The following is a 10,564-nucleotide window of genomic DNA, read 5'->3' on the forward strand; positions in this document are numbered from 1 at the left end:
AAGCGAAGGGAGCACCCGGGAGCAAAGGGAAGTCCCTGCGCTTGTTTTGGTTTTCGGAACATGAGGGGTGATTGGAAAATTGGGGCGGAAGGTGGCGAAAGTCGCGGTATCCAAGGCAATCTACGCCATTGACAAACCATATGATTACCAGATCCCCCGGGAGCTGGAGGACAGCCTCCAGCCCGGGATGCGGGTGCTGGTCCCCTTCGGCTCGGGCAACCGGGGCTCCGACGGCATCGTCCTCTCCGTTCGGGAGGAACCCAGCGCCGGCACGGCGCTGAAGGAGATCCGGGCCCAGCTGGACCAGACCCCGGTGCTGGACCACAGAGCCATCCAGCTGGCCCTTTGGATGCGGGAGCGCTATTTCTGCACCCTCTACGACTGCGTGAAGGCCATGCTGCCTGCCGGGCTGTATTTCTCCCTGCGGGACTGCGTCTGTCTGGTCCGCCCCCAGGATCGGGAGGGAAACTACGCCGCCGCCGACGGGGTCTCCGGCGGGAGCGGGCTTCTGGACCTGCTGTACAGCTGGGGCGGCCGGGGGGATATGGAGCAGATCCGTCTGGCCTTCGGCACCCGGGACCCCAACCCCATGATCCGCAAGCTGACGGACCGGGGCGTTCTGACGCTGGAGACCAGCACCCAGCGGGGGGTGGGGGACAAGACGGAGAAGGTGGCTGTGCTGGCCATCCCTGCGGAGGATGCCATGGCAATGGTGACGCCCCGGCGGAAGTCCGCCCCCCTGCGCTACGCCGTGACCGAGCTGCTGTGTACCCTGGGGGCCGCCTCCGTCAAGGAGCTGTGCTACTTTACCGGGGCATCCATGCCTACTGTCAAGTCGCTGGAGAAAAGCGGGATTCTGACGCTGGAAAAGCAGGAGGTTTTTCGCCGCCTTTCCGAAGAGACAGTGGAGACCGCCCCTCCGCCGGTGCTGAACCGGGAGCAGCAGGAGGCCTTTGAGGGGCTTGCGGCCCTGACCCGGACCGGGAAGCCCGCCGCCGCCCTGCTCTACGGCGTCACCGGAAGCGGCAAGACCCAGGTCTACATCCGTCTGATCCAGGAGGTGCTGGCTCAGGGGCGAAAGACCCTGGTGCTGGTACCGGAGATCGTTCTGACGCCGCAGCTGTTAAGGATATTTACTTCCCACTTTGGAGACCGGATCGCCGTCCTCCACAGCTCCCTCCGGGCGGGGGAGCGGTACGACGAGTGGAAGCGGGCCCGGAGCGGCGCCGCCCCGGTGGTCATCGGCACCCGGTCGGCGGTTTTTGCCCCCCTGGACGATCTGGGACTCATCATTCTGGACGAGGAGCAGGAGAGCAGCTACAAGTCGGAGAACGTCCCCCGCTACCACGCCCGGGACGTGGCCAAGTACCGCTGCGTGCAGCACAACGCCCTGCTGGTGTTGGGGTCGGCCACCCCCTCGGTGGAGACCATGTACCAGGCCGGGCAGGGGACGTTCCACCTGTTCCAGCTGAAGCACCGGTACAACCAGAAGGCGTTGCCCCAGGTCTTGATCGCCGACATGAAGGAGGAACTGCGCCGGGGGAACGACACCTCCATCAGTTCCTGCCTTCGGGAGGAACTGGAGGCCAACCTGGACCGGGGGGAGCAGTCCATCCTGTTCCTCAACCGCCGGGGAGCCAGCCGCATGGTGTCCTGCGGGGAGTGCGGCTCTGTGCCCGAGTGCCCCCGGTGCTCCGTCAAGCTGACCTATCACTCGGCCAACGGGCGGCTCATGTGCCACCACTGCGGCCACTCCCAGCCCCTGCCCCGCGCCTGTCCCGTCTGCGGAGGGCTGCTGAACTTCATCGGCGTGGGCACCCAGCGGGTCCAGGAGGAGCTGGAGGCGCTCTTTCCCGGGGTGGAGGTGCTGCGGATGGACACGGACACCGTCTCCGCCGCCCATCCCCATGAGCAGCTGCTGGACCACTTCCGGAAGGACCGGGTGCCCATTCTGGTGGGGACCCAGATGGTGGCCAAGGGGCTGGACTTTGAAAATGTGACGCTGGTGGGGGTCATCGCCCCCGACCTGTCTTTGTATGTGGACGACTTCCGGGCCGGAGAGCGGACGTTCTCCCTGCTCACCCAGGTGGTGGGACGGGCGGGCCGGGGAGAGAAGCAGGGGAGGGCGGTCATCCAGACCTACACCCCGGATAACGACGTCATCCGGTTTGCCGCCCGCCAGGATTACGGCCGGTTTTACGAGACGGAGATCCAGCTCCGGCGGCTGCGGGGCTATCCGCCCTTTGCCGACGTGGTGGTGGTCACCGCCTCGGGCCCGGAGGAGGGGGCGGTGCTCCGGTGCTGCGTCCGCCTGCGGCAGGCCCTGGACGCCGGTTTGGGCCGGCGGGGGGACTGGAGCATCCTGGGTCCCGCCCCGGCGGCGGTGGCCCGGGTGAACAACCGCTACCGCTACCGGCTGACCCTCAGCGGGAAAAACGACCGGGAGGCCCGGGCCGTGATCGCCCATCTGCTCCGGGCGGCCCATCAGGATAAGGAAAATCGGGGCGTGTCCGTCTACGCGGACCTGGACCCCTATCAAAGCTGAATTTTACCACATGAAGGAGAATGATTATGGCGATTCGTACGATTATTACCGGGGACGACCCGGTGCTGAGTAAGGTGTGTCACCCGGTCACCAAGTTTGACGGCAAGCTGTCCGACCTGCTGGACGACATGCGGGAAACTCTGACCCAGGCCAACGGCGTGGGTCTGGCTGCCCCCCAGGTGGGCATTCTCCGCCGGGTCGTGCTGGTGGTCAACGACGCGGGGGAAATGCTGGAGCTGGTCAACCCCGAGATCCTGGCCCAGAGTGGAGAGCAGGAGGGCCTGGAGGGCTGCCTCTCCGTCCCCGGCATGTGGGGCTATGTGAAGCGTCCCGACTGGGTGCGGGTGAAGGCCCAGGACCGGAACGGGAACTGGTTTGAGACGGAAGGCACCGGCCTCACCGCCCGCTGCTTCTGCCATGAGCTGGCCCATCTGGACGGCCACCTGTACACCGAGCTGTGCGAAAAGCTCTACACCAGCGACGAGTTGGACCAGATGCTGGAGGAGCAGGAGGACGGCCAATGAGGATCGTCTTCATGGGGACGCCCGACTTTGCCGTCCCCTCTCTGGAGGCGCTGATCGCCGCCGGGCATGAGGTCTGCGGGGTGTTCAGCCAGCCGGACAAGCCCGTGGGCCGGCACCAGAACAAGCTGAAGCCCACTCCGGTGAAGGAGTGCGCCCTGGCCCATGACATTCCCGTGTTCCAGCCCGCCGGCCTGCGGGACGGGGAGGCCCTGGCTCAGCTGAAGGAACTGGCGCCCGAGCTGATCGTGGTGGCGGCCTACGGCCGCCTTCTTCCCGACGAAATTTTGGCTCTGCCCCCCAAGGGCTGCATCAACGTCCACTCGTCCCTGCTGCCCAAGTACCGGGGCTCCGCCCCCATCCACTGGGCGGTGGTCAACGGGGACAAGGAGACGGGCGTGACCATCATGGATGTGGTGGCTGAACTGGACGGCGGCGACATCTTGGCTCAGGTCAGCACCCCCATCGACCCCGACGAGACGGTGGAGACCGTCCATGACCGTCTGGCCGCCCTGGGCGGAGAGCTGCTGGTAAAGACCGTGGCCCAGATCGGAGACGGGACCGTCAAGCGCGTTCCCCAGGACCCGGTCCAGGTCACTTACGCTCCCATGCTGTCCCGGGCCTTGTCTCCCATCGACTGGACCCAGAGCGCCCGGGCCATCCATAACAAGGTCCGGGGACTGAACCCCTGGCCCGCCACCTCCACCGACGTGATCTCCGGGGACACGGTGAAGATCTACCGCTCCGCCGTGTTGGACAAGACCGTCTCCGCCCAGCCCGGGACCATCGTGGCCGCCGGCAAGGAGGGCATCGACATCGCCTGCGGAGACGGACAGGTCCTTCGGGTTCTGGAGCTCCAGGCCCCTGGCAGCCGCCGCATGGCCGCCGCCGACTACCTCCGTGGCCACCCGCTTTCTTGAACGAACGCGGGGCAAAGAACTTTGTGCGAAGCTGCGTTTCGCCTCTGGTCGTGGATGGAGGGAGGATTCTTTCTGCAGGGCATAGGAACACGACTTGTTGTGTTGGGGTTCCCAGTGCAAGTCGGGCTTTTCAGCAGGTAGGGCGGGGGCTTGCCCCCGCCGCATAGGGCAGTACTTTTTGATTCCCCGGTTAGCGGCCCGGTAAGGGCGTCGTGCCCTGCGTGTGTATAGATTTGGAAGTGGGGCGCAGGGGCGCATCACGATGTGCCCAAAGGACGGCCTTCTCCACAGGACACGGTTCGTTGTGTCCGCAGGTCGATCCAACGGTGGAGCAAAACGAAGTTTTGCGCCCAATTCTTTTTGATTCTTTTTCTTTTTAAGAAAAAGAATCCACAACAATCACAAGGAGGCAGAAGGTATGGACGCGCGGGAAGTGGCGATGCTGACGCTGAACGCCTGCCAGCGGCAGGGAGGATGGTCCGACGGGGTGCTGAAAAAGCAGCTGGCCGCCGCGGGACTGGACAGCCGGGACGCGGCCCTGGCCACCCAGCTGTGCTTCGGCGTGCTCCAAAACCAGCTGCTGCTGGACTTCTACCTGTCCAAATTCTCCAATATCCCCTTGAAGCGCATGGAGGGAAAGGTGATCCAGGTCCTGCGCCTGGGGGCTTACCAGATGCTGTTTCTGGATAAAATTCCTCACAGCGCCGCGGTAAACAGCGCTGTGGCCATGACAAAGGCCAACTGCAAGAATCCGCGGGCGGCGGGGATGGTCAACGGCATCCTCCGCAGTTTGGAGCGGAGTCTGAAGGACCTGCCCGTAATCCCTCAGAAGGACCCCATCTCCTACCTGTCCACCCTGTACTCCCATCCGGAGTGGCTTGTAAAGGAATTTTCCCTTGCGATCGGGACGGGGGAGACGGCCTCCCTGCTGGCCGCGGACAACAGCCAGCCCCCCACCGCCGTTATGGTGAACACCACCCGGACCACCGGGGCGGAGCTGACGGCCCGGCTGGCGGAGGAAAAGGTGGAAGTCACGCCCCACCCCTGGTTGGAGGACTGTCTCTATCTGGGCCGCACCGGAGACCTGGAGCGGCTGGCCGCCTTCCAGGAGGGCCTGTTCTACGTCCAGGACCCGGCCTCCCGCCTGGCTATCCGGGCGGCGGACCCCAAACCGGGGATGCGGGTGCTGGACTGCTGCGCCGCCCCCGGGGGCAAATCCTTTGCCGCCGCCATCGCCATGGAAAACAGGGGAGAGGTAATCTCCTGTGACCTCCACCCCCATAAGAAAAAACTCATCCGGGCCGGGGCCGACCGGCTGGGTCTGGATATCATTACTCCCATGACCGCCGACGGAAAGGTGTTCCGCCCGGAGTGGGAGAATTCCTTCGACCTGGTGCTGGTGGACGCTCCCTGCTCCGGTCTGGGGGTCATCCGGAAGAAGCCGGACATCCGCTATAAGGACCCGGAACCCCTGGCAGAGCTGCCCGCCATCCAGTCGGCCATCCTGGCCAACGCCGCCCGGTACGTCCGGCCCGGCGGAGCGCTGCTCTACTCCACCTGCACCCTCCTGCGCCGGGAGAACGAGGCGGTGGTCCAGGACTTCCTACGGGAACATAATGATTACAAGCCAGAAGCCTTTACACTTCCTGGGGACATAGGCGCTGTGCCCTCTGGAATGGTGACCCTGTGGCCCCACCGCCACGGGACGGACGGCTTCTTTATCTGCAAAATGAGAAAAGGGGAGGGAACCCTTTGACCGATATCAAATCCATGACTCTGGAGGAGTTGACCGCCTGGTTCAAGGACCAGGGCGAGCCCGCCTTCCGTGCCAAACAGGTCTTCCGCTGGCTGTACCGCGGCGTTACCTCCTTCGAGGAGATGAGCGACCTGTCCAAGGCCCTGCGCCAAAAGCTGAGCGAGAACTGCTTCATCACCGCCCCCCAGGTGGCCCGGAAGCAGGTGTCCCGGCTGGACGGGACCATCAAGTACCTGTGGCAGCTGGCCGACGGCAACTGCATCGAGACGGTGCTCATGCGCTATAAGCACGGGAACACGGTGTGCATCTCCAGCCAGGTGGGCTGCCGCATGGGCTGCGCTTTCTGTGCCTCTACCCTGGCGGGAAAGGTCCGGAACCTGACCCCGGCCGAGATGATCGACCAGGTTCTCTTTACCCAGGCGGACAGCGGAGAGACCGTCTCCAACATTGTCCTTATGGGCATCGGGGAGCCGCTGGACAACTTCGACACGGTGATGAAGTTTCTCACGCTGGTGAACCACCCCGACGGCTTGAACATCGGGATGCGTCATATTTCCCTGTCCACCTGCGGTCTGGTGGACCAAATTGACAAACTGGCCCAGCGTGGGTTACAATTAACGTTGTCCGTCTCCCTCCATGCCCCCGATGACGAGACTCGGTCCAAGATCATGCCGGTGAACCGCGCGGTGGGAGTGGAGAAGCTGATGGATACCTGCCGCCGGTATTTCCAGACCACCGGCCGGCGGATCTCTTATGAGTACGCCATGATCGACGGGGTCAATGACTCGGATTGGCAGGCGGACCTGCTGGCCGGCCTGCTGAAGGGGACTCCCGGTCATGTGAATTTGATCCCCCTGAACGATGTGGAGGAGAGCCCGTTGAAGCCCAGCCGCCGGGTGGCGGCCTTCCAGAAGCGGCTGGAGGGCCATGGGGTCACTGTTACCGTCCGGCGGAAGCTGGGGGGCGACATCGACGCCTCCTGCGGCCAGCTGCGCCGAAAGGCCATGCAGAGCCGGCAGGAGGAGCGCTGAATCTCAAATTCCAGTCTCGCCGGTATTCCGGCAGAAAAGAGGAAGATGTTTCATGGAGATATGGGGTGTCACCCATCGCGGTGCGGTCCGACAGCAAAATCAGGATTCCTTCGCTTCCCAGCGTCTGGAGGATGGGCGGATCATCGCCCTGGTCTGCGACGGCATGGGGGGTGCCCGGGCGGGCAACGTAGCCAGCACCATGGCAGTGGACCTGTTCATGCGCCGGTTCCTGGAGCAGGACGGCGAGTCCAACGACCAGGAGCGGATGCAGGTCTCGGCGGCCATGGCCAACCAGGAGGTATTCCAGCGGGCGGCCACCGATCCCGACTGCGCCGGCATGGGGACCACGCTGGTGGCGGCTCTGGCCGGACCGGGGGAGGCGGTCATCCTTAACGAGGGGGACAGCCGCGCCTATCATGTCAATCAGGAGGGGATCGTCCTGGTCACCCGGGACCACTCCCTGGTGGAGGACATGGTGGAGCGGGGAGAGCTGACCCGGGAACAGGCCCGCACCCACCCGCACAAGAACCTCATCACCCGGGCCCTTGGGGCGGAGCCGGTGCTGTTGGCCGACTGCTTCCGCCAGTCCATGGCCCCCGGGGACTATCTGCTGCTGTGCAGTGACGGACTGAGCAACGTGGTCACCGAACAGGAGATGCTCTATGAGGTCATCCACGGCGGCGAGGACGAGAGCTGCTGCCAGCGGCTGTTGGACATTGCCCTGCACCGGGGCGCGCCCGACAACGTGACGGCGGTGCTCATCCGCCGCTGAGGGCGGAACGACCCTGAGAAAGAAGGAGGATATTTACCATGGATCAATACATCGGTAAATTACTCGACAACCGATATGAGATTTTGGAGGTCATCGGCACCGGCGGCATGGCCCGGGTCTATAAGGCCCGCTGCCACCGGCTGAACCGGCTGGTGGCCGTCAAGATCCTGCGGGAGGACCTGGCCCAGGACGCCGAGTTCCGCCGCCGCTTCCACGACGAGTCCCAGGCCGTTGCCATGCTGTCCCACCCCAATATCGTGGCGGTGTACGACGTGAGCCGGTCCTCGGAGCTGGAGTATATCGTCATGGAGCTGATTGACGGCATCACCCTGAAGCAGTACATGCAGAAGAAGGGGAACAAGCTCAACTGGCGGGAGGCCCTCCATTTTATCACCCAGATCGTCAAGGCCCTGGGCCACGCCCACAGCCGGGGCATTATCCACCGGGACATCAAACCCCACAATGTGATGGTCCTCCGGGACGGCAGCGTGAAGGTGGCCGACTTCGGCATTGCCCGGGTGGCCTCCGGCGGCCACAGTACCCTGACCCAGGAGGCCCTGGGCTCCGTCCACTATATTTCCCCGGAGCAGGCCCGGGGCAGCCATATCGACGCCCGGTCCGACCTGTACTCCGCCGGTGTGGTCCTCTATGAGATGATCACCGGCCGCCTGCCCTTTGAGGGGGACACCCCTGTGTCCGTGGCCATCCAGCACATCAACTCCATTCCCCTGTCTCCCCGGGAAATCGACCCATCCATTCCCGAGGCGCTGGAGGAGATCACCATGCGGGCCATGGCCCCCAACCCGGACAACCGGTACTCCTCCGCCGACGAGATGCTGGCTGATCTGGAGGAGTTCCGCAAGAACCCCAACATCAACTTTGACTATGACCTCAACGAGTTCCTGCCCGAGGAGGAGCCCGATGAGGATAAGACCCGCATCCGCCCGGCGGCGCATATCCACGCTGCCGGCGAGACCCCGGACCGGTCCCGGGGCGCCCGTCCCAGCGCCGGCAGACATGTCCAGCGCTATGAGCCGGAGGAAGAGGAGGAGCGACGGGGCGGTTCTCCCTGGGTCATCGTGGCCTGTGTGGCGGCGGTGCTGCTCTTTGTGGTCGGGGTGTTCTATTTCCTGTTCCACACCTTCTTCTCCGGTATCTTCGCTCCGATGGAGACCTATCCCGTGCCGGACCTGTTGGGCAAGAGCTATGAGCAGGTCCAACAGGATACAGACCTGCTGGGCCGGTTTACCTTGGTGTTGGGAGAGACGGTGGAGGACGACGCTGAGGCGGGCACCATCCTGAAGCAGGACCCGGCCGGAGGCAGCAATGTGGGCGGCTCCGTCACCAAGATCACCGTCACCGTCAGCGGCGGACCCAATGTGGTCCATATGCCTGACCTGTACAACAAGGAATACCGCGACGCCTTCATCACCCTGGACAAGCTGAAGCTGAAATATTCCACATCCTATGAGAACCATGAGGAGATCGCCGCCAACCACGTCATCTCCTTCACCCCCCTGGCGGACACCCCCGTGGCCCCGGGCACCGAGGTGCAGCTGGTCATCAGCCTGGGTCCGGAGAAGAAGACCTTCCCCATGCCCAGTCTGTTGAATCAGACCTTGGAGAAGGCCTTGAGCGACATTCGGACTCTGAACCTGGAGCAGGGCGCTGTGGACGAGGTCTATGACGACACGGTGGAGGCCGGCAAGGTGGTGGGCCAGTATCCCGTTCCCACCACCGAGGTGGAGGAGGGCACCAAGGTCAACCTCCAGGTCAGCAAGGGGCCCGATCCCTCCAGCCAGCAGCCCCAGAATGTCACCAAGATCGTGGATATCGCCTTGCCCGACTCGGGCGGCCCGGTCAATGTCCAGGTCATGATGGACGGCCAGGTCGTCTACGCCAAGGACGTGGACACCGCCATGGAGCTGTACGTCTCCGTCACGGTCACCGCTCCGGCGGGGGAGACCAAGACTCTGTCCGTCTATTTTGACGGCGTCCTGGCCAGCAGCCCCACCGTGGAGTTTACGCCATGAGCAGGGAAGGGACCATCATGAAAGCCCTCAGCGGCTTCTACTATGTGGACGACGGCCAGAGCATGACGGCCTGCCGGGGCCGGGGCAAGCTGCGCCATGAGAAGGTCACCCCTCTGGTGGGCGACCGGGTGCGCTTCACCCCCCAAGGGGACGGCAGCGGCAGCCTGGACGAGATCCTGCCCCGGAAGAACCAGTTTTTCCGGCCGGCGGTGGCCAACATCGACCAGCTGGTCATCATCGCCTCTGAGGCCATCCCTGTCACCGACCCGTTCCTCATTGACCGGGTGGCGGCCATCGCTGAGAGCCGCGGCTGTGACTGCATCATCTGCGTCAACAAGTGCGACCTGGCCGACGGGGAGTCTCTGGCCGCCATCTACCGGGCGGCGGGCTTTCGCACCCTGCGGGTCAGCGCCGAGACCGGGGAGGGTATCGACAGCCTGCGGGAACTGATATCCGAAAAGGTATCCGCCTTTACGGGGAACTCCGGCGTAGGGAAATCCAGCATTTTGAATGCCCTGGACCCCCGGTTTTCCCTGGCTACCGGAGACGTGAGCCAGAAGCTGGGCCGGGGCCGGCACACCACCCGCCATGTGGAGCTGCTTCGGCTGTCCTGCGGGGCCCTGGTGGCCGACACCCCCGGTTTTTCCTCCTTCGATGTGGACCGGATGGAGCTGGCCCGGGCAGAGGAACTGCAGCATGCCTTCCGGGAGTTTGGACCCTATCTGGATCAATGCCGTTTTCAGGACTGCGCCCATGTGAAGGAGAAGGGCTGCGCCGTGCTGGAGGCTCTGGCCCAGGGAAAAATCCAGCCCACCCGGCACCAGAGCTATGTCCGCCTGTATGAGCAGGCCAAGGCCATTCCCGACTGGGAGCGGCGGAAAGGTCAATAAAAGCACCCCAAATTCCCGAACCGTGAACAGCCCCAGATTGTGCGGACAGCACAAAAAGATCCCCTGGTAGGAAAAGATTAAGTTTTAAGCGGAGAG

Annotated in this window: 8 protein-coding genes; all 8 read left to right on the plus strand. The window is 64.1% G+C overall.

Going from position 1 to position 10,564, the window contains the following annotated elements:
• The first annotated feature begins 91 nt into the window (after nt 1-91).
• The 8 genes from priA (at nt 92) to rsgA (ending at nt 10,468) form a co-directional block, all read left to right on the plus strand.
• Nucleotides 92-2,545, plus strand: coding sequence for a primosomal protein N' (gene priA, locus I6E39_RS07215; protein WP_235380930.1), 2,454 nt, complete (start codon nt 92-94; stop codon nt 2,543-2,545).
• Between the two features lie 26 nt (nt 2,546-2,571).
• Nucleotides 2,572-3,069 carry a peptide deformylase gene (def, locus tag I6E39_RS07220; protein WP_235380931.1) on the plus strand — a complete coding sequence of 166 codons (498 nt, stop codon included), beginning with the start codon at nt 2,572-2,574 and terminating at the stop codon, nt 3,067-3,069.
• A complete protein-coding gene (gene fmt / locus I6E39_RS07225) occupies nt 3,066-3,986 on the plus strand; it encodes a methionyl-tRNA formyltransferase (protein WP_235380932.1) in 921 nt (306 codons plus the stop codon). The genes def and fmt overlap by 4 nt, the downstream gene beginning before the upstream one ends.
• A 418-nt stretch (nt 3,987-4,404) precedes the next feature.
• The gene (gene rsmB / locus I6E39_RS07230) at nt 4,405-5,742 is read left to right on the plus strand and encodes a 16S rRNA (cytosine(967)-C(5))-methyltransferase RsmB (protein WP_235380933.1); all 1,338 of its coding nucleotides are present in this window, start codon (nt 4,405-4,407) and stop codon (nt 5,740-5,742) included.
• The gene (gene rlmN, locus I6E39_RS07235) at nt 5,739-6,773 is read left to right on the plus strand and encodes a dual-specificity RNA methyltransferase RlmN (protein ID WP_235380934.1); all 1,035 of its coding nucleotides are present in this window, start codon (nt 5,739-5,741) and stop codon (nt 6,771-6,773) included. The genes rsmB and rlmN overlap by 4 nt, the downstream gene beginning before the upstream one ends.
• Before the next feature lie 52 nt (nt 6,774-6,825).
• Nucleotides 6,826-7,545, plus strand: coding sequence for a Stp1/IreP family PP2C-type Ser/Thr phosphatase (locus I6E39_RS07240; RefSeq protein ID WP_235380935.1), 720 nt, complete (start codon nt 6,826-6,828; stop codon nt 7,543-7,545).
• Nucleotides 7,546-7,583: 38 nt separating this feature from the next.
• On the plus strand, nt 7,584-9,578 hold the full coding sequence (gene pknB, locus I6E39_RS07245) for a Stk1 family PASTA domain-containing Ser/Thr kinase (protein WP_235380936.1): 1,995 nt from the start codon (nt 7,584-7,586) through the stop codon (nt 9,576-9,578).
• Nucleotides 9,575-10,468 carry a ribosome small subunit-dependent GTPase A gene (gene rsgA, locus I6E39_RS07250; RefSeq protein WP_235380937.1) on the plus strand — a complete coding sequence of 298 codons (894 nt, stop codon included), beginning with the start codon at nt 9,575-9,577 and terminating at the stop codon, nt 10,466-10,468. Before pknB ends, rsgA begins: the two co-directional genes overlap by 4 nt.
• Nucleotides 10,469-10,564 lie beyond the last annotated feature (96 nt).

It is taken from the genome of Pseudoflavonifractor phocaeensis, assembly GCF_021531375.1.
In the GTDB taxonomy this organism is placed as follows: Bacteria; Bacillota; Clostridia; order Oscillospirales; family Oscillospiraceae; genus Lawsonibacter; species Lawsonibacter phocaeensis_B.